The organism is Aquabacterium sp. A7-Y, from assembly GCF_026153205.1.
Taxonomy (GTDB): Bacteria; Pseudomonadota; Gammaproteobacteria; order Burkholderiales; family Burkholderiaceae_C; genus Caldimonas.
In genome coordinates this window covers 22,558-42,199 of sequence record NZ_JAPFBW010000048.1, presented here as the reverse complement: position 1 = coordinate 42,199, position 19,642 = coordinate 22,558, and the positions used below count along the sequence as shown (strand labels likewise).

The 19,642-nt window shown below is 69.9% G+C and carries 22 protein-coding genes; 10 read left to right on the top strand and 12 right to left on the bottom strand.

The genetic code is table 11. The features are described from left to right. Positions 1–620: 620 nt before the first annotated feature. Positions 621–1,130: a hypothetical protein gene (locus OOT46_RS28505; RefSeq protein WP_265407009.1), complete on the top strand. Its 510-nt coding sequence runs from the start codon at positions 621–623 to the stop codon at positions 1,128–1,130. A 98-nt stretch (positions 1,131–1,228) separates the two neighbouring features. Next, complete coding sequence (locus OOT46_RS28500) at positions 1,229–1,477, top strand: DUF3297 family protein (protein ID WP_265407008.1); 249 nt, start codon at positions 1,229–1,231, stop codon at positions 1,475–1,477. A 20-nt stretch (positions 1,478–1,497) separates the two neighbouring features. Here OOT46_RS28500 and OOT46_RS28495 read toward each other — a convergent pair whose 3' ends face one another. Next, positions 1,498–2,226 carry a class I SAM-dependent methyltransferase gene (locus OOT46_RS28495; RefSeq protein WP_265407007.1) on the bottom strand — a complete coding sequence of 243 codons (729 nt, stop codon included), beginning with the start codon at positions 2,224–2,226 and terminating at the stop codon, positions 1,498–1,500. A gap of 179 nt (positions 2,227–2,405) precedes the next feature. Between OOT46_RS28495 and OOT46_RS28490 the strand changes: the two genes are divergently transcribed. The 4 genes from OOT46_RS28490 (at position 2,406) to OOT46_RS28475 (ending at position 5,167) form a co-directional block, all read left to right on the top strand. Next, positions 2,406–2,828, top strand: a complete 423-nt coding sequence (locus OOT46_RS28490) for a VOC family protein (RefSeq protein ID WP_265407006.1) — start codon at positions 2,406–2,408, stop codon at positions 2,826–2,828. A gap of 505 nt (positions 2,829–3,333) precedes the next feature. Next, positions 3,334–3,909 carry an HNH endonuclease gene (locus OOT46_RS28485; RefSeq protein WP_265407005.1) on the top strand — a complete coding sequence of 192 codons (576 nt, stop codon included), beginning with the start codon at positions 3,334–3,336 and terminating at the stop codon, positions 3,907–3,909. A 169-nt stretch (positions 3,910–4,078) separates the two neighbouring features. After that, a complete protein-coding gene (locus OOT46_RS28480; RefSeq protein WP_265407004.1) occupies positions 4,079–4,888 on the top strand; it encodes a hypothetical protein in 810 nt (269 codons plus the stop codon). 12 nt (positions 4,889–4,900) lie between these two features. Continuing rightward, positions 4,901–5,167, top strand: coding sequence for a hypothetical protein (locus tag OOT46_RS28475; protein ID WP_265407003.1), 267 nt, complete (start codon positions 4,901–4,903; stop codon positions 5,165–5,167). A gap of 63 nt (positions 5,168–5,230) precedes the next feature. Here the strand turns inward: OOT46_RS28475 and OOT46_RS28470 are convergent, their stop codons facing one another. Both OOT46_RS28470 and OOT46_RS28465 read right to left on the bottom strand, forming a co-directional pair. Further along, positions 5,231–5,425: a heavy-metal-associated domain-containing protein gene (locus OOT46_RS28470; protein ID WP_265407002.1), complete on the bottom strand. Its 195-nt coding sequence runs from the start codon at positions 5,423–5,425 to the stop codon at positions 5,231–5,233. 101 nt (positions 5,426–5,526) lie between these two features. Continuing rightward, entirely contained in the window at positions 5,527–6,078 is a 552-nt protein-coding gene (locus OOT46_RS28465; RefSeq protein ID WP_265407001.1) for an NADPH-dependent FMN reductase, read from the bottom strand. A gap of 83 nt (positions 6,079–6,161) precedes the next feature. Between OOT46_RS28465 and soxR the strand changes: the two genes are divergently transcribed. Continuing rightward, positions 6,162–6,659 (top strand): redox-sensitive transcriptional activator SoxR, encoded by a 498-nt coding sequence (gene soxR, locus OOT46_RS28460; RefSeq protein ID WP_265407000.1) that lies wholly within the window; start codon positions 6,162–6,164, stop codon positions 6,657–6,659. On the opposite strand, the gene OOT46_RS28455 is transcribed toward soxR, so the two are convergent. The 5 genes from OOT46_RS28455 to pqqA form a co-directional block, all read right to left on the bottom strand. Beyond that, entirely contained in the window at positions 6,656–7,870 is a 1,215-nt protein-coding gene (locus OOT46_RS28455) for a patatin-like phospholipase family protein (protein ID WP_265406999.1), read from the bottom strand. The two genes, soxR and OOT46_RS28455, sit on opposite strands and share 4 nt — an antisense overlap. A 62-nt stretch (positions 7,871–7,932) precedes the next feature. Then, complete coding sequence (pqqE, locus tag OOT46_RS28450; RefSeq protein WP_265406998.1) at positions 7,933–9,129, bottom strand: pyrroloquinoline quinone biosynthesis protein PqqE; 1,197 nt, start codon at positions 9,127–9,129, stop codon at positions 7,933–7,935. After that, a complete protein-coding gene (gene pqqD, locus OOT46_RS28445) occupies positions 9,101–9,328 on the bottom strand; it encodes a pyrroloquinoline quinone biosynthesis peptide chaperone PqqD (RefSeq protein ID WP_265407011.1) in 228 nt (75 codons plus the stop codon). Before pqqD ends, pqqE begins: the two co-directional genes overlap by 29 nt. 92 nt (positions 9,329–9,420) lie before the next feature. Next, the gene (gene pqqC / locus OOT46_RS28440; RefSeq protein ID WP_416136269.1) at positions 9,421–10,200 is read right to left on the bottom strand and encodes a pyrroloquinoline-quinone synthase PqqC; all 780 of its coding nucleotides are present in this window, start codon (positions 10,198–10,200) and stop codon (positions 9,421–9,423) included. Between the two features lie 197 nt (positions 10,201–10,397). Then, on the bottom strand, positions 10,398–10,472 hold the full coding sequence (pqqA, locus tag OOT46_RS31080) for a pyrroloquinoline quinone precursor peptide PqqA (RefSeq protein ID WP_416136270.1): 75 nt from the start codon (positions 10,470–10,472) through the stop codon (positions 10,398–10,400). Positions 10,473–10,621: 149 nt separating this feature from the next. Between pqqA and OOT46_RS28435 the strand changes: the two genes are divergently transcribed. Beyond that, complete coding sequence (locus OOT46_RS28435; RefSeq protein WP_265406997.1) at positions 10,622–12,865, top strand: alpha/beta fold hydrolase; 2,244 nt, start codon at positions 10,622–10,624, stop codon at positions 12,863–12,865. A 66-nt stretch (positions 12,866–12,931) separates the two neighbouring features. Here OOT46_RS28435 and OOT46_RS28430 read toward each other — a convergent pair whose 3' ends face one another. Further along, a complete protein-coding gene (locus tag OOT46_RS28430) occupies positions 12,932–13,282 on the bottom strand; it encodes a DUF805 domain-containing protein (RefSeq protein ID WP_265406996.1) in 351 nt (116 codons plus the stop codon). Positions 13,283–13,468: 186 nt separating this feature from the next. Between OOT46_RS28430 and OOT46_RS28425 the strand changes: the two genes are divergently transcribed. Further along, positions 13,469–14,107 carry a YbhB/YbcL family Raf kinase inhibitor-like protein gene (locus OOT46_RS28425; protein ID WP_265406995.1) on the top strand — a complete coding sequence of 213 codons (639 nt, stop codon included), beginning with the start codon at positions 13,469–13,471 and terminating at the stop codon, positions 14,105–14,107. A gap of 14 nt (positions 14,108–14,121) precedes the next feature. Continuing rightward, a complete protein-coding gene (locus tag OOT46_RS28420) occupies positions 14,122–14,676 on the top strand; it encodes a histidine phosphatase family protein (RefSeq protein WP_265406994.1) in 555 nt (184 codons plus the stop codon). Positions 14,677–14,712: 36 nt separating this feature from the next. On the opposite strand, the gene OOT46_RS28415 is transcribed toward OOT46_RS28420, so the two are convergent. Genes OOT46_RS28415 through OOT46_RS28405 form a run of 3 tightly spaced genes read right to left on the bottom strand, consistent with a single transcriptional unit; the run spans position 14,713 to position 19,406 of the window. Continuing rightward, positions 14,713–15,987, bottom strand: coding sequence for an FAD-dependent oxidoreductase (locus OOT46_RS28415; protein ID WP_265406993.1), 1,275 nt, complete (start codon positions 15,985–15,987; stop codon positions 14,713–14,715). Beyond that, the gene (locus OOT46_RS28410; protein WP_265406992.1) at positions 15,980–16,243 is read right to left on the bottom strand and encodes a hypothetical protein; all 264 of its coding nucleotides are present in this window, start codon (positions 16,241–16,243) and stop codon (positions 15,980–15,982) included. The genes OOT46_RS28415 and OOT46_RS28410 overlap by 8 nt, the downstream gene beginning before the upstream one ends. After that, positions 16,215–19,406, bottom strand: a complete 3,192-nt coding sequence (locus tag OOT46_RS28405; protein ID WP_265406991.1) for a LodA/GoxA family CTQ-dependent oxidase — start codon at positions 19,404–19,406, stop codon at positions 16,215–16,217. The genes OOT46_RS28410 and OOT46_RS28405 overlap by 29 nt, the downstream gene beginning before the upstream one ends. Positions 19,407–19,642: the final 236 nt, after the last annotated feature.

Here is a 19,642-nt window from a genome sequence, read left to right as displayed (position 1 = left end):
AGCCGTCAGCACCATAGAGGAACACCATCCTGGTCAAACCATCTGGGTCAAAGCTGCGTCAACCGAGTCGTGCCGCCGACCGTGGGGGTTGCTGCCGCTCCGATGGCACGCTGCAGGCCTCTGACGCTTACTCCGAATCGCTTCGCTCGGCGCTGCATGCGGAGGCTTTGCATGCTGAAGGCTGCCGCCATCTCCTGTGCGAGTGCTGCGCGTGGGAGGGCGATCATGGCTTTATCCGCAATTATCTCGGTTTGGATAAATTATCGGAATCAAGATAAAACAAGATAGTTTCCGGTGTTCGGTCCCGGAGCGTCATAAGAAGCCGGTCGAAAGGCTCTGACCGTCCCCCTCGTTCCAGGGGCATGGAGGTGCGCTCGTGCGACGTTTCCCGGGGCGGCTCTGGGTAAGATCCGGGCCGCATGACCTCAAGTTCCAAACAGCGCCGCACCGCACAGCGTGCGGCCCAACGGGCCCGCATCGCCACGTCGCAGCGTGAGGCCCCGGCTGCCGGCGGCAAGGCCTCCGTCGACACAAACCCGGACGGCTGGCTCTGGCAAGAGTCGCCCCAGCGGTTGAGCTACCGCAAACCCGCTGCGTTCGAGCAGAGATGGTGGGAGCCGATGGCCTTCAGTCTGGTGGCAATGGGGGTCTTCGTCGTCATTTGTGTGCTCCCGGTTCTCGTCTTCCTCGTCTTGGTCGGCGTGGTGATGCTGATCAGCGGCGCCGAGGGCTCGCTGATCGATGCATCCTTCGGCGAGTTCGTCATCGTGATGCTCCTGTTCGGGGCGGTCATGGCCGTCTTCCTGGCCGTGCTGTCCGCGAGCTACGGCGTGGCGGCCGTTGAGTTCGACCTCGCGGAAGGGCGGCTTGCCTACACCGAGACCAGTGCCTGGTGGCGCACCCGCGTCCGGACGGTGGCCCTGCAGGAGGTGCTGTCCCTCTGGCCCTGCCTTGAATACGAGAACGACAGGGAGGGCAGTTTCTCGGTGCAAGTGCGACTTCCGGGGGGCGAGGAGAAGTTGCTCGATTTCGGGCAGAAGATGCCCGTGGACACCTTGCAGCGGCACGCCGACTGGCTTCGCCCGGCGCTGGGTGAGCGAGTGAAGCCGACGCGGCTCACGGCGGACTGAGGGCACGCGTGCCCCGCGGCAGGGGGTGATAGACCGGTCCGCTGGTCCGAGTCAAGGACAATATCGGTTCAACACGCACTGACCGGAGCCAGACCCCCATGACCGAGACCCGAGACCTGCCCCCGCTGCCCGACCGCCTGTCGATCGATCCGAAGAGCCCGCACCATGTCGCAGCGGTGTTCCAGCACGACATCGGCATCCGCTTCAATGGCAAGGAACGTTTCGACGTCGAGGAGTACTGCATCAGTGAAGGCTGGATTCGCGTCCCCGCCGGCAAGACGCTGGACCGCAAGGGCAAGCCCCTGATGATCAAGCTGAACGGGACGGTCGAAGCCTCCTACAAGTAGCTTCCGACGACATCCAAGCTTCAAGCCTTCGTTGCGATCAGTCGCGTCATGCCTCTGGGTCCTGCCTCCCGGCGCACAAGGAAACCGGTGGATTTCATCCGATCGACCAGATCGTCCGGCGGCAGGCGCAGCTTCCTGTAGTGACTCACCTTCAGCTGCCAGCCTTGAGGGGTACGCTCGTGCACGATGTCGTGGACGAGCACGGTTTTCGTCTCGTAGTCCAGGAAACAGGTCAAGAGTCGCGTGTCGTCGTTCCTCACCGGGATGAAACGCTGGTCCTCGGTGAGCGGCACGGAATAGTCGCGGAACGACAGCACGAAAACGCCGCCGGGGACGAGTGTCTCGTAGGCCTTGGTGATCAGCTCGTCCACCATCGAGGGCTCCGCTAGATGGGTGATGGTGTCGCCCATGCACAGGATTGCTTTCGGAGCTTGCTGGACGTGATCCTGAAACGAGAGCAGGTCGTCAATGATGACTCTGACTGGCAACCCGCTGCCCAGCTCCTGCAAGGTCTGAAGCAGGGCGGCCGATGAGTCGATGGCCGTGACGAGGGCGCCCTGGCGCGCCAACGGAATGGCGTGCATGCCAAAGCCTGCGCCGAGATCCACAACCACCTCACCGGCGGCGACCGGTAGTTTCATGGCCTCGATTTCGGCCGCACCGGCCTGCAAGGCGGCTGTGGCACCACCCGCCATCCAGACATAGAGGGGCGCGAGGTGATGTTCGTAGTGCTGTGCAGTCGTGGTCATCAGAAGGGGGCCTTTGGGGTTTGGGATGCGGCGTCAAGTCTCTCGCTCATCGTTTGCACCACCATTTCCGCGCGACGATACAAGCTGAGCTGACCTTTGGCTGCAAGCGCACGCGAAAGCCACGTTGGGATCACAGCACTATCATCGGTGCGACTCTGCTTCGCTGGAGGCCTGCTGCCATGAAACCGAGCATCTGTGTCCTCACCTTGTGTGTCGACGATCTTGAGCGTTCGCTGGCTTTTTATCGCGACGGCCTCGGGCTGCCAACCCCGGGGATCGTCGGAACCCAGTTCGAGCATGGAGCGGTCGTGTTCATCGACCTGCAAGCGGGGCTCAAACTGGCCCTCTGGCCGCGCGCCAGCCTGGCTCACGACACCGGGTTGCCGGTCTCTTCCGGCGGCCTCCCTCAGTTCTCGATCGGCCACAACGTCAAATCCGCTCAGGAGGTCGACGAGGTCCTGTCCCAGGCGCGCGTCGCAGGTGCTCAGATCGTGAAGGAAGGACAGAAAGCCTTCTGGGGCGGTTACAGCGGCTATTTCAGAGATCCCGACGGCCATTTGTGGGAAGTTGTCTACAACCCGGACTTGCTGCCTCCCGATTGAGCCCAGGTCTTCGCAGTCCGGCGCGGTGAAGTGGCCTGTCCCTGCAACATCGATAGGATCCGGACAGGACGGTTGTTGTAAAGAGTATTCACCTTCTCTTGACGGTGGAGTGAAGACTCTTTACATTCCGCCTCCACGCTGCTTCAAATCATCATGAGCAGCATCCGACTCAGCCGCCGAACGACTTGGCCTTCGAGACCCCACCGTGAACACCATCGACCATTGCACCTGCCGCCCGCTGCCCTGCAAAGGCCAGTGTGCGTCCATGGGCGAGCCCCGGGCGGAACTCACGATGAGCGATCGGCAATCCTTGATTCAAGGCCGGCGACTCGACGGCGCGCTGGGCTTCGAAACGAAATGGGGACCGGATCCGGGCCAGGGAGGCGTTTAGGCGCGTCGCCAGCCGATCGAAGCCTTCGAGGCCCGGATCCCTGAAATGGGATCCGGGCCTTTTGTTTTTGTCCCGCGGGGACACCGCTTGCTGCCCGCAGAAAGGAGGGCACCCATGCCAACAGACTCGCACAGCCACGTGCTGCAACTCGACATCCAGGGCACGCCGCAGGCGTGGATCTCGCCGGAGCAGGCGGCCGTGCACCATGCCACCGGATCGGTCGCCTGGGTCGACGGCGCAGGTCCGCTGCGCCTGCTCAGGGGAGGGTGGAACGTGGCCGCCGGGCGCCAATCGCAGATCGAGGTCTATCCCATCATCGCCCTGGCCGGCGCCCCGCGCATCAACCTCTTCGACGTCGTGCCGGCCTTCAGCAAGCGCAAGCTGCTGCGCCGCGACCGGCTGACCTGCGCCTACTGCGGCCAGCGCTTCGAGGAGCGAGAGCTGCAGTGCGAGCACATCCTGCCCGAGTCGCGCGGCGGGCCGTGGAGCTGGATGAACCTGGTGGCGGCCTGCGCTGCCTGCAACGGCCGCAAGGCCGACCGCACCCCCGAGGAAGCCGGCATGCCGCTGCTCTACCTGCCCTACGTGCCCAGCCGCTTCGAAGACTTTCTGCTGCAGGGCCGCCACATCCGGGCCGACGTGCATGACTGGCTGGCTTCGCGCCTGCCGAAAGGTTCGCGCCTGCACTGAAGGCAGGCACGGGCAACACAACGCGACCCGCCGTCGACGGATCGCAGCGCCCTGGGCGTCCGAAGGGCGCCGGGTGACAGCGCCTGCCCTTGCGGCAGGCGCTTTGTTTTCGGACGCGCGGTGTCGTCTCCGGGGACCTGCGCGCAGCGTCGCGGCAGCCACCGATTCCATGCCTTATCAGCATTGGCCTTGTTGCCTGTGGCTTTGCACACTCCGGATTGGCCCGCACAAGAAGACCATCGGCCTACCCCCACGAGATGTCACGACCGTGCTGCTCTGGCTCAAGACGATGAGGCTGCCGCCGCCGCCCCTGTGGCGTGCGAGCGATTACGAAACGGCGCTGGACCGCATCGAGTACGGTGTCGATCCGCTGCCCGCGCTGGACGACCCGGTCACGGCCCCTTTTTTTTACGCGATGGTGTCGACCGACAACCTGTGGCCGCTGCTCGACGGCAGCCGTCCCCAGGAGGAGCGCCTGTGCGACTTCTGCCGCCTGGTGCGGGTGGCCAGCCGGCTCTTCTGTGAGCACTACGGCGCCACCGGGGGCCCGGATCGGCGGCATGCTGCCGAGGCGGGGCAGCTGCTGCGCTTTTTGCTCGAGGCCGCGGTGGTCGGTATCCGGCTCGCGGACGTCCGGCTGGCCTCGGTGCATGCGGAGGACGTGCGGTCGGTGCGTCGCTGCCGCGCCTTGCGCTCCCGGTTGGCGGGCATCGCGGTGCGGGCCGGGTGGTCGGTGGTGTCGCCGCACGTGTTCGCGCCCGAGCTGCGCCGGCAGATCGTTGTGGGGGTGAACGACAGCTTCGCGGACATCAAGCAGGCCCTGTCCGACCGGCAGCTCACCTCGCTGTCGCGCGCCGTGGCGCTGGCGCAGCATGATGGCGCGCTCGCCGGGGGCGCGCTGCAATCGCTGCGCTCGCGGATGCGGATCGAACTGGGGCGTCGCCGTCTGCCTGTGGACGGTGGGCGGCGCGCGGTATGACGGAGGATCCGGATGGAGAGTCGCGCAGTGATCTACCAGAGGCTGTGGCAGCTGGACCAATGCGAGCTGCGCAGGCTGGCGCTGCTTGCCGAGGTCGCCCCTTGCGTCGGACCGGCCGCGCCGCTGCCACTGCCGGCGCGGGTGGCGTGTGCCGAGGCGACGCGGGCCGCGGCCGACGCACACAGACGCGTGCTGCTGGTGGAGCTGGCGGCCCTGACGCCGCTGCAGCCGAGCGCGGCGCCGGAGTGCGGCAAGCTCGGCATGGCGGGCACCGGATAGACGTCGCCGCCCATCCCGCTGGCTGTCGTGCTGCAGCCGCAGGCACGTGCCGGTGAGTCCTGCCTACTCGAGCGGGCGGTAGCCCGCGGCCTCGAGAGCGGCGACGAAACGCGCGTTGGCTTGCGTGCTCGCCACCCGGACCTCACGGCCTTCCAGGTCGATCTGCAGCACCGCCCGTGGGTCCACCGAGTAGACCGCCTCGGTCACGCAGGCGGCTGCGCGAGCCGTGCTCATGGCCTCGATGTTGAACTCCAGCATGCCGAACTCCGGGTCTCTCGATGTGCGTGTGTGCGTGACGATTCACCATCATCGACCCTGCCACCGTCGCAGGGTCAAGCGCCTTGTGGGACGCGCCGCCCTCATGCGACGGCGCCTCGGTAGGGAGCCGCCGCGCGGCCCTGGCGCAGCGCGTGCCCCCACCAGGCCAGACGCGCCAGCAGCGTGGCCATCGAGCGGTCAGGGCGTGCGGGCTCGAGCAGGGCGCCCTCGGCGTCGAAACGCTCGGGGGCGTTCGCGAAGCTCACCGTGTCGCGCACCGTCACGGCGTGCAGCTCGGCAAACACCTGGCGCAGCTGCTCGACGGCCCGCAGCCCGCCCGACACGCCGCCATAGCTGACGAAGGCGACCGGCTTGGCATGCCAGGGCTCGCCCACCGTGTCGATCAAGGCTTTCAAGGCTGCAGGATAGCCGTGGTTGTACTCCGGCGTCACTACCAGGAAGGCATCGGCCTGCGCGATACGTTCGTCCAGCCTCGGAGGGCTGGCGCCCTCCGGTGCGGCGGGGTCGACCACGTCGACCGCAAAACGTCCGTCACGGACGACCCGTTCGGCGGCCCAGCGGCCGACGACGTCGCAGAAGCGGCCTTCGCGGGCGCTGCCGTAGATGAGTGCGAGGCGAAGAGGCGGGTTCATGGGCGCGGTATTCCTCGAAGAGCTTGTGAAGAAGGAGCCGTCACGGTAAAACCTCAAGCAAAGTTGAGGTCAAGCCCTGGCACATGAAAAAACTGAGCAAGATCGATCCGGCCCGGCGGCTGCATTCCCTGACGGTGGGCGAGGTCGCGGCACGCAGCGGCGTGCCGGTCTCGACGCTGCACTTCTATGAGACCAAGGGCCTGATCCAGAGTGTCCGCAACGCCGGCAACCAACGGCGCTATGCACGCGAGGTGCTGCGCCGTGTCGCGGTCATCAAGGTGGCGCAGCGGATTGGCGTGCCGCTGGCGGAGATCGGCGAGGCGCTGCGCGAGCTGCCCGACGGCCGCACGCCGACTGCCGAGGACTGGAACCGGCTGTCGGCCCGCTGGCGCGCCGACCTGGACGAACGCATCCGTCAGCTGGGACTGCTGCGCGACCAGCTCAGCGGCTGCATCGGCTGCGGCTGTCTGTCGATGCAGGCCTGCCCGCTGCGCAACCCCTGGGACGCGCTGTCGGAGCAGGGGCCTGGGCCGCGGCTGTTCGAGGCCGGCCAGGCGACGGCGCGCGAGGGCGGCGGCTAGTAGGTGGCTGCGCCGGGCTCGGCCGATGTCGCCGCCGGCGGCCGGGCATAGATGGTCGTCAGCGCGTCCCACGGGCTCGCGCTTTGGGCCCGGGCGTGGCCGAGTGCTTCCATGCGCGCCATCCAGTCCTTGTCGAACAGCTTCTCTGCGGCCGGGTCGCCGGCGAGCTCCGAGGGGATGGCCGTGAAGCGCACCTGCAACTTCAGCTGCGGGTGGTCGCTGCCGACCAGCCGGGCCATGTCATGCAGCCCCTGCAGCAGCTGCGGCTGCTGCGACCAGAACAGCATCAGCGCCGAGCGGCGCGACATCGACAGCACGCTGCCCGCATCCACCGCCATCGGCCGCGCATGGGTCCAGAGGTTCATGACCACCCACAGCCGCACGGTCACGGGGCCGTGCACGCCAGCGGCCGGCAGCGCCTCGGCCAGGCGGCGGTAGCCTTCGCGGTCGGGCGCGATCAGCAGGTTGGAGACAATGCCGCCGTCGGCATGCACGCGACCGTCGAGCATCACCGGCGGGAAGGCGCCCGGGATGGCCGACGAGGCCATGAACAGCGAGCGCGCCCGCTCCAGCCCGTCGGGGCGAGCCAGCGTGTCGGCCAGGCTCCAGATGCGCCCGGTGCCGAGGTCGAAGTCCGAGGTCGCGATGGCGATGTCGCGGCCGGCCGCGAATTCTTTCGCCAGCGCCTCCACCAGCACGGGAGACACCGCCTCGTCCAGCGCGCGGCGGTAGCGCGAGGTGTCGAGCAGGCCCCCCTTGCGGTTGAGCCAGAACCACCAGTCGAAGCCCGGCGCGATGCGCTCGGCCGCCTCCCGGTAGAGCCGGCTGGCCTGCGCCAGCGCCGCCTCGCTGCCCAGCAAGGCGAAGGGCGTCTGCAGGGCTCCGGTGCTGACGCCGGTGACCAGGTCGAAACGCGGCATCGGTGCGCCGGGATGCGCCTGCCAGCCTCTCAGGAAGCCGGCGCCGTAGGCTCCGTTCTGTCCGCCGCCCGACAGCAGCAGGATGTCCAGCGTGTGGTCGCCGCGGGCCTGCACGCGCCGCACCAGGCGCTGCGCCAGCTGCTGCTGGGCCTGGGCGTAAAGCTCGCGGGATTCAGCCGCGGCGAGCTGTGCGCCCTGCGCATTGGCGGTCGGCCGCTCGGGGGCGGAGGCGCAGCCGGCCAGCAACAGACCGGCGGCGAAGGCCTTGAGGGTGGTGAAGCGGGAGGACATGGCGGACGATCATACCGAGGGCCGGCGGCATGGCCTGCGCCGCCATGCCGCGTTCGCCGCGCCTAATCCGTCTCGCCGGCCAGGCGCCGCGAGTTCTCGTCGCTGCGCCAGACCAGTCCGCCGCCGCGGCCCGCATTCGGGACGAAACGCAGCGGCTGCGCGGGCGCGGTGGCCTGCGCGCGGGCTCGGGCCAGCACGGCGTCGACGCGCGGTCGGTCGGGGCTCTTCGGGCAGACCGGATCGGTCGCCTCGGCGGACCCGGTCAACAGCCAGGCCTGGCAGCGGCAGCCGCCGAAGTCGCGGCCGCGCTCGTCGCAGTCGCGACAGGTCTTGCTCATCCAGGCTTCGCCCCGGTAGCGGTTGAAGGCCGGGCTGTCCTGCCAGATCTCGCGCAAGGCGGTGTCCTGCACCCTGGGCAATTGAAGCCCCGGCAGCGAACGCGCGCTGTGGCAGGGCTGCGCGGTGCCGTCCGGCGCGACCAGCAGGAACACCGAGCCCCAGCCGTTCATGCAGGCCTTGGGCCGTGCGTCGGCATAGTCGGGCGAGACCCACAGGATCTTCATGCGCCCGGCCAGGCGCGTCCGGTGGTGGTTGACCAGCGCCTCGGCCTCGGCGAGGTCTTCTGGCGTGGGCATCAGCGCGTCGCGGTTGAGCCAGGCCCAGCCGTAGTACTGCGTGTTGGCCAGTTCCAGGAAGTCCGCGCCCATGGCCTCGGCCATCGCGATGATGCGACCCACGTGCGGCAGGTTGAAGCGGTGCATCACGCAGTTCAGCACCATGGGGTAGCCGAGTTCCTTGATCAGGGCGGCGGTGCGCGACTTCAGATCGAAGGTGCGGGAGGACGACAGGAAGTCGTTCAGCTCGCGGCTGGAGTCCTGGAAGGAGAGCTGGATGTGATCCAGCCCGGCTTGCTTGAGCGCTTGTGCCCTCGCGCGCGTCAGGCCGACACCGGACGTGATCAGGTTGACGTAGAAGCCGAGCCGGTGCGCATGCGCGACGATCTCCTCCAGGTCTTCGCGCAGCAAGGGCTCGCCGCCCGACAGGCCCAGCTGCACAGCACCCAGCGCGCGCGCCTGGTCCAGCACGTCGAGCCAGGCGCGTGTGTCGAGCTCTTCGCGATGGCGCTGGTAGTCCACCGGGTTGGAGCAGAACACACAGTGCAGCGGGCAGCGGTAGGTCAGCTCGGCCAGCAGCCACAGCGGCGGACCGGCCGCCGGTCGGGCGGCCGCCTCAGACGATCCAGCCGCGGCCATGGGCATCGACGAGGAAGTCGCAGACGTCGCCGCGCAGGTCGGCGCCGGGGTAGTCGCGCTCCAGCCCGGCGATCAGCGCCTCGATGGTCTGCTGTCCGTCGCAGCGGCGCAGGATCTCGGCGGCCGGGCCGTTCAGGCGCACCAGACCTTCCGGGTAGAGCAGCACCCAGGCATCCTGGGCGGGCTCGAACTGCAGGCGGTACATCGGCGCGATCGCCGGCGTTGCGCGCAGGCCTTGCGGCAGTCCGGGCAAGGCGGCACTGCCGTCCGGCAGGGGTGTCGTCACAGCCTCGGTGCTCATGGTCGCTGGTCCTCGGGCAGGTCGTCGGGATAGGCGAGCTCGATGGCATCGAGCATGGCCCACAGGATGTCGAGCTTGAACTGCAGGATCTCCAGCGCGCGCTGCTGGCGCTCGCCGGTTGTGCACCAGCTCATGGCGACCTCCAGCCCGTGCTCGACGTCGCGCGCCGCGAGCGGGATGCGGCTGCGGAAGTACTGCAGCCCCTCGGCCTCGATCCACGGGTAGTGGCTGGGCCAGCCGGCCAGCCGGTCGGCATGGATGCGCGGCGCGAACAGCTCGGTGAGCGAGGAGATCACGGCCTCCTGCCAGGGGCGCCGGCGCGCGAAGTCGAGGTAGGCGTCGACCGCGAAGCGCACGCCGGGCACGACGTGGCGCTGTGACCAGAGGTCCTCCTCGGAGAGGCCCACCGCCAGACCCAGCCGGGTCCAGGCTTCGATGCCGCCGGCATGGCCGTCGCGGTAGGCGCCGTCCGGCCCGGCCCGGCCGTCGTGGTCCAGCAGCCGTTCGATCCAGCGCCGCCGCACGGCGCGATCCGGGCAGTTGGAAAGGATGGCGGCATCCTTCATCGGGATGCAGAGCTGGTAATAGAAGCGGTTGGCCACCCAGCCGCGCACCTGGAAGGGCGCCAGCGCCCCGCTGTTGAGGCGCTGGTTGAAGCGGTGGTGGATGTGGTAGCCGGCCTCCTTGGCGCGCAAGCGGGCCTCGAACTCGGCCGCAGGCCAGGCGGGCAGGGCGGTCTCGTGGCCGCTCGCGAGGGAAGAAGGGACGGGGGTCACTGATCGATCTCCATGCCGGCGCACCTCCTGCAATTGCAAATCCACTGCGGATGGCCGCGGCCGGCGCCCGGGCCGGACACCAGGATCCTGATCGCCTGAGGTCGGTGAGGACCTTGCCGCAAGGCTTGCGTGCGGCGGCCCGGAAGGAAGGGAAGGTCTCCCCTTCACCGCAGGGAGACCGGGCAAGACGCTTTCGTTCAGCGCGCCGCGATGTACATCGTGATCTCGAAGCCGAAACGCAGGTCCTGGTACTGGGGCTTGCTCCATTGCATGAGGCGGTCCTTTCAGGAAAAAAGTGGTCAGAAAATGACGGGCTTCGGCCCGTGTCGGCATTCTCAGGGATGCCGGGCCTTCAGGCGCAGCGCTCTGCGAGCCCGGCGTCCGATTTCAGCAAGAGCTGTGCCCTTTGTTCGTTGTAACGATGTCAAACAACCCTCCGACCCCGCAGGCTGCGGAGCTCGCACTCGGTCCCGGCGAACTGCTCGACACCGGCGAGGGCCATCGCCTCTGGTGGTCGCAATCCGGTCCCGCCGACGCGCCGGCCGTGCTGGTCGTCCATGGCGGGCCGGGCGGTCGCAGCCGGCCCGATCCCTGGTCCTGGCTCGAGGGCCTGCCGGTGCTGCGGGTCTGCTGGGACCAGCGTGGCTGCGGGCGCAGCCAGCCCCCGGGCCGCTGCGAGGACAACACGCTGTCCCACCTGCTGGACGACGTCGACCGGCTGCGCGAGAGGCTGGGCGGGCGGCGGCTGGCCTTGCTGGCTGGCTCCTGGGGCGCGGTGCCGGCCTTGCAGTACGCGCTGCTGCGTCCTCAAGCGGTGTGGGGCCTGCTGCTGCGCAGCCCCTTCCTGGCACGGCCCGAGGAGATCGCCGCCTATTTTTCGTGCTGGGACCGCTGGCTCGGTCCTGCGGGGCTGCGCCTGCTCGGGCTGGGCCAGGAGGGGACAGCGGCCTTGCTGGCGCGCCGCGAGGCGGCGACGCCGCGGCTGCTGCAGGCCTGGCAGGCCTTCGAGCAGGCGCACGCCGGCCCGGGCGGCAGCGCGGCGGCCGCGCCATGGCGCGGCCCGCGGGGCGCACCGGAGCCCGGGCCCTTGGCCGAGGCGCAGGCGTCCTGGCAGGTGTTTGTTCATTTCCTGCGCCATGCTTGTTTCCTGCCCGACGATGCGCCGGCCCGCTGGCAGCAGATGCTGGCCGGCTGGCGGCAGGGGCCGCTGGCTTTCGTGCACGGCGAAAGCGACGCCACCTGTCCGGTGGGCAATACACGTTGGCTGCAACAGGCCGCCGGTGGCGCAGCCCGGGTGCGGCTGGTGCCGGGGGCCGGCCATCGCATCAGCGACCCGCTGCTGGCGCCGGTCCTGCGCGAGGAGGCGCGGCGCTGGGCACGGCAGTTGAGCGGCGAGGGAGGGGGCGCGCCTTGGGCAACGCCGGCCGGATGGGCCGCGGCGCCTTCGCGGTTTCGCTCGCGGGACTATGCTGCAAAGGCCGACGGCATCGACAGAACGGAGTGGCGCATGGAACAGGCAGGACAGGGGGGCGCGGACAGGCTGGCAGCCAGCCAGGACAGCATCCACGCGATGCTCGATCTGTTCGTCGAGCAGACCGAGGACCTGGCGCTGATGTTTCTCGATCCGGAAGGCCGCATCATCGCCTGGCGCGGTGCGGCCGAGCGCATTCTCGGCTACCGCGAGGACGAAGTGCTGGGCCGGCCTGTCGCCCTGATCTTCACCGGCAGGGACCAGCAACTGGATCTGCCGGCTTATGAAAGGAGGGTCGCTGCGAGCGACGGCCGTGCCGAGGACGACCGTTGGCATGTGCGCCGCGACGGCACGGAGGTCTGGCTCACCGGCGCGACCACCGCGCTGCGCGACGGCCAGGGGCAACTGCTCGGCTTCGCCAAGACCGTGCGCGACCGCACCGACTTGCGCACCCAGCTGGAGACGCTGGAGAACCGCGTCGCGCAGCTGGACCGCATGCACCGGGACAAGGACGCGTTTTTCGCCCGGCTGACCCACGAGCTGCGCAACTCGCTGGGGCCGATGCGCAACGGCACCGCGCTGATGAAACGCGCCACGCAACCCGAGCAGCACCGGATGGCGCTTGGCATCGTTGAACGCCAGCTCGACTTCCTGGTCCGCATGACCGCCGATCTGTCGGAGCTCGCACGTGTGGGGGTCGGCAAGCTGGACCTGATGCAGCAGCGCATCGATCTCAGCCGCGAGCTGCCCGCGCTGCTGGATGCCGTGCGCGACCGCGCCGCCCAGAAAGGGGTGGGGCTGGAGCTGCTGATTGCCGCGGCGGCCATCGAGGTCGATGCCGACCGCGAGCGCCTGCACCAGATCGTCTACAACCTGCTCGACAACGCCATCAAGTACACCCTTGCGGGCGGACGCATCTGGGTCAAGCTGAACGTCGAGGACCGCTATGCCGTGCTGCGCGTGCAGGACTCGGGCGAAGGCATCGCGCCCGCGGCGCTGCCGCGCATCTTCGACCTGTTCACGCAAGAGCATCCGACCGGTGCCAAGGGCGGCTTCGGGGTCGGGCTGGCGCTGGTGAAGGAGCTGGTGGACGCCCACCGCGGCAGCGTGGAAGTGCGCAGCGAGGGCAAGGGCCGGGGCAGCGAGTTCACGGTCCGGCTGCCGCTGCAGCAGGCGGTGCCGCGCAGCGCTTGAACCTCGGTCGGGCCGGCCGCCTCGGACCGGCCCCCGGCAGTCGCCGGTTGGCGACTGCCGCGAGCTTCAGGCCGCCTCGGCCTTGGGGTCGGCGCCGTACTCGTTCTGGCCGGCGTTGCCTTCCATCACGGCGAAGACCAGCAGCACGATGGCGCCGACGAAGGGCACCAGTGCAATCAGGCACCACCAGCCGCTGCGGTTGATGTCGTGCAGGCGGCGCACGCTCACCGCGATGCTCGGGATCAGCATCGCCAGGCTGTAGACGATGCCGATGAACATCGTGCCCAGCATGGCGTCCAGCACGGACAGCACCACCGAGATGATGATGTTGAAGAGCAGGAACATCCAGTATTCCTTGCGCCGTGCGCGTCCGCTGAAGGTCGCGTATTTCCTCACTACTTCCAGATACCAGTTCATCTTGTTCACCTTTCTTCTGTCGTGCCCGGAACGATGTGAATGAAGCCGCCGCCGGGTCTCTCGGCCCTCCGGGTCGCATTGAAACATCGCCTTGCAGGCTTCGGCAAGGCCACGGACGCGGGGGTGTGGGGCGGGAACACGCCGTGCTTCGACAAGGCGGTCAGAGTTCACGAAAGGAGCACCGCCATGCTCGAGAAACTGCCCGGAGCGGTCGGTCATGTCCTGCGCGAGCAGCGCGCGGGTCTCGAACAGATCGCCTCCACCCTGGCGCAGCCGCGCCTCGGTGTGCCGCCCATCCAGATCAGCAGCCTCGCCTTCGCCGACCACATGCCCATCCCGGCCGAGTACACGGCCGACGGCGCAGGGGTTTCGCCGCCGCTGCAGTGGCACGGGGTGCCGCCCGGCGCGGCCTCGCTGGTCCTGATCGTCGAGGACGCGGACGCGCCGACACCGCGCCCGCTGGTGCATGCCATTGCCGTGGGGCTCGACCCCCGGGACGGCTCGCTGCCGGCCGGGGCCTTGCGGCCCGGCAGCGCGGACGAGGCCGGCTTCAGGCTGGGCCGCAACTCCTATCTGCAGACCGCCTGGCTGCCGCCCGACCCGCCGCCGGGTCACGGCGTGCACCGCTACGCCTTCCAGCTGTTCGCGCTCGAGGTCGACCCGGGTCTGTCCGGCAAGCCGGGGCGTGACGAGGTGCTGGAGGCGCTGCAGGAACATGCCCTGGCCTGCGGCTGCCTGATCGGCACCTATGAGCGACCCGATGGCAGCGTCAAGGCCGGCGACAAGCGGGCGGCCGTCGCCTCGCGTCCTGATGCGACGGCCTGAGGCCGCGAGGACCGATGCCAACGCCGCTCGTGCTGCTCCTGCGGCACGCCGAGAAGCCCGATGCGGAGGCCGGCCTCAAGGGCGTGACGGAGCAGGGGGACCGGGATCCCCAGTCGCTGTCCGTGCGCGGCTGGCAGCGTGCCGGCGCGCTGGTGCGACTGTTCGCCGCCGCGCCGGAAGCCCAGGTCCCGGCACGACTGCCGCGGCCCGCGACGCTGTTCGCCGCCCCGGCCACACAGGCACATGCGAGCCGGCGGCCGGTGCAGACGCTGCTGCCGCTGGCGCGCGAGTTGGGCCTGGAGATCCGTGAAAACTGCGCCAGCGAGGACCCGCCGGACGCCGTGGCGAAAGTCCTGCTCGCGGCGCCGCAGCCCGTGCTGCTGTGCTGGCGGCACAAGGAGATGGCGGCCCTGGCGGCCACGCTGCTGCAAGGACGTGTCGTGCCGCCGGCCTGGACCGAGGACCGCTACGACCTGGTGTGGCTGATCCGCCCGGGTGGTGCCGACCCGGCCCTGGTGCAACTGCCACAGCTGCTGCTGCCGCGCGACAGCGCGCAGCCGCTTGCCTGAGGACGGCGCGGAACGTCCGAGTTCCTCAGGGGTGTCTCAGGCCTCCGCGCCTCGGCCGGCCGGCTGCCGCAGGCCCCGCCGCTGCCAGAACTCGGCCGCCTGCCAGCGCTGCTCCAGCCCGTAGTACAGCGCGCGCTCGCGCAGGTAGCGCGTGCACTCGCTGTCGAGCTCGGCCTCGTAGGCCTCCAGCGCCGCGCTGGGGCGCGCCGTATCCGCGCCGGTGGCCAGCAGCCCCAGGGCCGCGCCGCTCGCGGCCTTGGCGGTGCGCAAGGCCCGCACCACACCGCTGCCCGAGATCGGGTCGACCGCCAGCGCCGCGTCGCCCACCGCGAGCCAGGGCGCCTGTCGCTCGCGCCGCCGCAGCCGCTGGCTGACCGCGGAGCAGGGGCACGGGCCCCAGCGCAGCGAGCGCCCGGCCAGCCGCTCGCTGGTGAGCGGGGCATCGGCCAGGCCGGCTTGCCAGCGCGCCAGGCTGGCGAGGTCGTGGCGGCCGCACAGGTCGGCATCGGTGAACAGCATGCCGACCATGCCGTGGTCCACCACTTCTCCGCGGGTCGCCGCCGACACGCGCGCGGACCCCGGCAGCGGCGCCGAATACCACCAGCCCAGCGGCACGGTCTCGACCGTCACCACCTGCTGCGGGGGCCGCGGCCGGCTGGGCGTGCCGTTCTCGGCCCGGCTCCACTGTGCCGCCACGCCGACCAGTCGATCGAACAGCAGGCGCTGGGCGCCCAGCCTCCTCGCAAGGCTCGCGCTGCGCCCGGTCGCATCGACGAGCACGGCCGCCGTCAGTTGGCGTGGCCCTGCGTGTGCCGCGGCGCGCCGCGCCACCGGCCAGCGGCCGGCTGTGCGCGGACGGGTGGTGCCGGGCGTCGCGGCGAGCGAAAGCCGCCAGCCCCCCGGCCCGGCCTCGCAGGCCTGCACCGCGGTGCCGTCGAGCCGGCAGGCGCCCGCGGAGACGGCGGCGTCGGCCAGCATGCGGTCGAAGGCCAGCCGGTCGACGTGCCAGCCGCAGCCCCAGGCGCTGACCATGTGCGAGTGGCTCTGCTCCTCCTCGGCGCCCCACAGGCTGCGCGTGCCCCAGGAGGGCCAGGGATGCAGGGCGGCGAAACGCTCCCAGACGCCCAGCTCGCGCAGCAGGGGCTGCACGGCCGGCGCCAGCGATTCGCCGACCCGCGGGGCGTCGAAGCGGCTGCGCTCGATCAGCAGCACCCGGCAGCCCGCCCGCGCCAGCCAGTGTGCGCAGGCGGAGCCGGCCGGCCCGGCGCCGACCACCGCCACATCGCAGTCCAGCGTCGCCGGCTCAGCCATCCAGGCCTCCGCGCCGGCTGTCGCGGCCGTCGGTGCACCAGGCGGCCAGGCACTTGCGGACCTGCTCCAGATCCAGGCCGAGCCCACGCAGGCGGTGCTCCAGTTCGGTGTCGATCCCGTGGGTGCTGCCGAGCAGACATTTCAGCAGCCGGCACAGCCGATCGTCGCGCTCGGCCTGCGTGTCGGCGGGGCGGGTGCCGCCGCCGCTCGAGGTTTCAGCGTCGCGATCACCGCCGCGCCAGACCGCCGCGGTCAACAGTCGCTCGCGCTGGAAGGGCAGGCCCTTGCGGGTGTGCCCGCTGGCACGCACCCGCAGGCGGTAGAGCCCGGGCGACGCCGCGGTGAACTGCGCTTGCCAGCGGGCCGCGTCTTCGGCGCTGTAGCTCACGGTGGTGTGGCTGCCGTCGGGTCGCGTCAACTCGGCCCAGACCGCGGCATCGCGCGACAGCGGCAGGCCCGACTGCGTCAGGCTGGCCGAGAGCTGCACCTGGGCCCCCGGCCCGTAGCCGTTCTGCTGCAGCTCGGCCTGCAGCGACAGGCTGGAGTGGCTGTGCACCACCAGGCTGTAGGGCAGGCGGCGCCGGTTCGGGCCCGGGTCCGCAGCAGCGGCTGCGCCCGTGAAGGGGTTCGCGCCGGCCGTGGCCGCCGCCTGCGCCACCGCGAAGGCGCGCTGCAACTCGTTGGGCACCACACGCGGCGGGCGTTCGCGGGCACCGCCCGGGGCGCCGTGCAGGCCGCGCAGGATGCTGTGGTCGGCGCCGTCCGGGCTGCCGTCGGTGGGCCGGTCGCGCGGCGGGCCGAGGCTCAGCAGCGCATGCCAGGTGCCGTGCTGGTCGAAGCGCCCCTCGACCAGCTGGGCCGGCAGCACCAGCCGGTAGTAGCTGACGCCGCGGCCCGAGACATACCGCATGGCCGGCTCGCTCTGCGCCCGCCAGGGCTCCAGCAGCAGCCCGTTGGGGGTCTGCAGCCGGAAGTCCACCGCCCGGGGGTAGGGCGTCAGCAGGATCACGTCGACACCGGCATCCGCCTCGCTGAGCAGGAAGGGAAGTACGGTGCACCGCGCCGGGCGCCAGCTCGCCGTCGGGGTCGAGCACCACCTCGGCATTGCTGACGCCAGCGAGGATCTGCAGGAAGTACTTCTGCAACAGGAAGCGGTTGTCGGTGCCGATCGCACCGGTCACGAGCAGGAAGCCGCCGTGGTTGCCCGAGACCGTCTGCAGCGCCGCCGCGCTGGTGTTCTGCGGCGTGCCGAAGCCGACCGCATAGGTGCGTTCGTTGATGTCGCTGGCCACGTCGGCGATGTAGCGCGTGCGGTTCTCCTTGCCGTCGGTCAGCACGACCAGCGACTTCAGGTCGTAGCTGCCGGCCGCCGCATTGAGGATCTGGCGCCCCTCATGGATGCCGTCGCCGATGGAGGTGTTGCCGGCCGGGTCCAGGCCGCTGCCGTGGATGAGGTCCAGCGTCGCGCTGCGGTTGAGGTCGGAAAGGCCGCCCGCGCCGAGCTGCAGCACCGGCTGCAGCGCTTGGGCGTCGTCGTTGTAGCGCACCAGGCCGACGCCGTCGCCTTCCAGCATCACGTCGACGAAGATGCTCGCGGCCTGTTGCAGCGACACATGTTTGCTGAGGCCGTCGCCGCGGTCCTCGCTCATGCTGCCCGAGCGGTCCAGCACCAGCGCCGCGGCGGCGGTCCGGCGCGCCACCGTGTTGCCATCTATCGTGATGGCCCACTGCTGGCCGCTGACGGGCTCCTGCACCGTGACGACCTGGGTTGGCAGGGCCGAGCCGGCGCTGCCGGTGCGGTAGATGACCCACAGCCGCACGGTCTGCACCGCGCCGGGCGAGGTCGGGCCCGCGGAGACGCTGGCGTTTGCCGCCACCAGCTGCGCGTGCATCGGCGCGCCGCCCGGCGCGTACTCCAGCGTGAGCGGTCCGCCGGGGGCGATCACCTCGAAGCTGATCGCCAGCGGCTGTTCGCGCACCATGCCCATCGGGCCCTGCGGGATGTCGACGAAATCGAGCTGGGGCGTCAGCAGGGTGATGGACGCGTTCTCGCAGCGGTCCACCTCGACGTGCACCGCCCCCTGGCGGACCACGAAGCCCAGGGTGTGCCACTTCGCGACCATGTCCTCGTAGCTGCCCACGCCGCGGTCCCATTCCTCGTAGCCGCTGGCGCCCTGCGGTGTGACCTGGTTGGGCCGCGGCACCGGCCACCAGTTGTCGGCGCAGGCATTGAAGTCGGCCTGCCAGGGCAGCGCCATCGAGGCGCTGATGCTGCCCGGGCCGACCGCGGCGGGGTCGAAGCGCAGGAAGCCGTCGTAGTTCGACGCCGTCGTGATGGGCCGCTGGCTGTCGTCCAGCCCGCCGGCCTCGATGCCGGGATAAAAGGCGCCGCCGACACAGGCCTCCAGCGCAGCGCGGTCGAGGCCCTGCGGCGTCACGTCTGCCTGAGGGGGCGGCACGCCGACCCAGTCGTTGGTGAAGTTGTTGTCCTTCCAGCGCTGCATGTGCGCGTACTGCACGGCGGTGAGTGCCGAGTCGCTGCCCAGCAGCGCCGGCATGTTGCCGAGCGGCCGCAGCTTGTTGAAGATGAATTCGCGCATCGGCTGCGCCACGATGGGGTCGGCCCAGTTGTGCGCATAGGTCTCGTAGACCCAGCGGGTGTCGCGCGCCCGCTGCAGCACCGGATAGACGTCCTGGGTGTAGCTGGTGGTGGTCGGGGCGGTGGCATGGCCGGCATCGACCATGGTCTGGAACACCCGGTCCCAGAGCGTGACGACGCTGTCCTGATGCGGCGCGAACTTCGGCGGCGCGACGATCACCCAGGCGCCTTCGACCGGATGGATGGTGCCGGTGGCGCGGACCCGCAGCGTGGCGGTCACGGGTCCGTCGGAGATGTCGTCGTACCAGCCGGCATTGCCCCAGAAGCTGCCGATGCCATTGCCGCCGGGCGAGGCCGAGCGGCCGAAGCCGCCCAGCACCAGCAGCCGGTTGTCGTCGTCGCTGCGGATCTCTCCGAGCTCGACCGTGGTGACGGGCTGGCCGGAGAAGTGGATGCTGCCGGTGTCGAAACGTTCGATCTGGTTCGGGCCCTCCAGGGTGCGCGGGCCGGGGTCGATGTTGAGGTCGGCAGCCGGCTCGCTGTTGCCGCGGCCGGGATACGAGGCCTTCTTGTTCGCGAGGTGGACGGTCCAGGTGATCTCGGCCTCGGCATCGGTGATCTCCTCGACACTGAGGTCGTCGTGGTGCGCATAGATGCGAAAGCGTGCCGCCTGGCGCTTGACGCGGCATTGCGCATCCTTGAAACCCCCGGGCGGTGCTGGCCGCTCGCCGGGACGTTCGGGACCGACGAAAAACTCGTTCGGGCTGTTGCCCAGGCGGGCAATGCCGATCGCAGGATGGATCCTGTAGACGGTGGCCATGTGATGTCTCCCTGATTGAATGCGCTCGCGCCGCTGGCACGCGCACGGCGGGCGGTACGCAGATCAATGAGAGACCCTGGGCCGTCGGCCCACAACCCTCCGAAGGGGGAAGGCGGGATCGGGACTTACTCGGGGCTGGTTCACAGGTGAAGCGTTGCCGCGCTGCGCAAGCGCCGACGGCGCGAGGCCTTGCTTCACATCGAAAGCAGGTGGCCTGCGCGGGGGGCTATGCTTCG

Bases quoted from the DNA above. Each gene is read 5' to 3' on its own strand.
- pqqD (WP_265407011.1), bottom strand. From the start codon at position 9,328: ATGTACCGCCTGCAGTTCGAGCCCGCCCAGGATGCCTGGGTGCTGCTC.
- OOT46_RS28435 (WP_265406997.1), top strand. From the start codon at position 10,622: ATGTCAAACAACCCTCCGACCCCGCAGGCTGCGGAGCTCGCACTCGGT.
- OOT46_RS28490 (WP_265407006.1), top strand. From the start codon at position 2,406: ATGAAACCGAGCATCTGTGTCCTCACCTTGTGTGTCGACGATCTTGAG.
- OOT46_RS28505 (WP_265407009.1), top strand. From the start codon at position 621: ATGGCCTTCAGTCTGGTGGCAATGGGGGTCTTCGTCGTCATTTGTGTG.
- OOT46_RS28480 (WP_265407004.1), top strand. From the start codon at position 4,079: ATGCCTTATCAGCATTGGCCTTGTTGCCTGTGGCTTTGCACACTCCGG.
- pqqE (WP_265406998.1), bottom strand. From the start codon at position 9,129: ATGCCCATGGCCGCGGCTGGATCGTCTGAGGCGGCCGCCCGACCGGCG.
- OOT46_RS28465 (WP_265407001.1), bottom strand. From the start codon at position 6,078: ATGAACCCGCCTCTTCGCCTCGCACTCATCTACGGCAGCGCCCGCGAA.
- soxR (WP_265407000.1), top strand. From the start codon at position 6,162: ATGAAAAAACTGAGCAAGATCGATCCGGCCCGGCGGCTGCATTCCCTG.
- OOT46_RS28420 (WP_265406994.1), top strand. From the start codon at position 14,122: ATGCCAACGCCGCTCGTGCTGCTCCTGCGGCACGCCGAGAAGCCCGAT.
- OOT46_RS28495 (WP_265407007.1), bottom strand. From the start codon at position 2,226: ATGACCACGACTGCACAGCACTACGAACATCACCTCGCGCCCCTCTAT.
- OOT46_RS28485 (WP_265407005.1), top strand. From the start codon at position 3,334: ATGCCAACAGACTCGCACAGCCACGTGCTGCAACTCGACATCCAGGGC.
- OOT46_RS28415 (WP_265406993.1), bottom strand. From the start codon at position 15,987: ATGGCTGAGCCGGCGACGCTGGACTGCGATGTGGCGGTGGTCGGCGCC.
- OOT46_RS28455 (WP_265406999.1), bottom strand. From the start codon at position 7,870: ATGTCCTCCCGCTTCACCACCCTCAAGGCCTTCGCCGCCGGTCTGTTG.
- OOT46_RS28500 (WP_265407008.1), top strand. From the start codon at position 1,229: ATGACCGAGACCCGAGACCTGCCCCCGCTGCCCGACCGCCTGTCGATC.
- OOT46_RS28430 (WP_265406996.1), bottom strand. From the start codon at position 13,282: ATGAACTGGTATCTGGAAGTAGTGAGGAAATACGCGACCTTCAGCGGA.
- OOT46_RS28470 (WP_265407002.1), bottom strand. From the start codon at position 5,425: ATGCTGGAGTTCAACATCGAGGCCATGAGCACGGCTCGCGCAGCCGCC.
- OOT46_RS28425 (WP_265406995.1), top strand. From the start codon at position 13,469: ATGCTCGAGAAACTGCCCGGAGCGGTCGGTCATGTCCTGCGCGAGCAG.
- OOT46_RS28405 (WP_265406991.1), bottom strand. From the start codon at position 19,406: ATGGCCACCGTCTACAGGATCCATCCTGCGATCGGCATTGCCCGCCTG.
- OOT46_RS28475 (WP_265407003.1), top strand. From the start codon at position 4,901: ATGGAGAGTCGCGCAGTGATCTACCAGAGGCTGTGGCAGCTGGACCAA.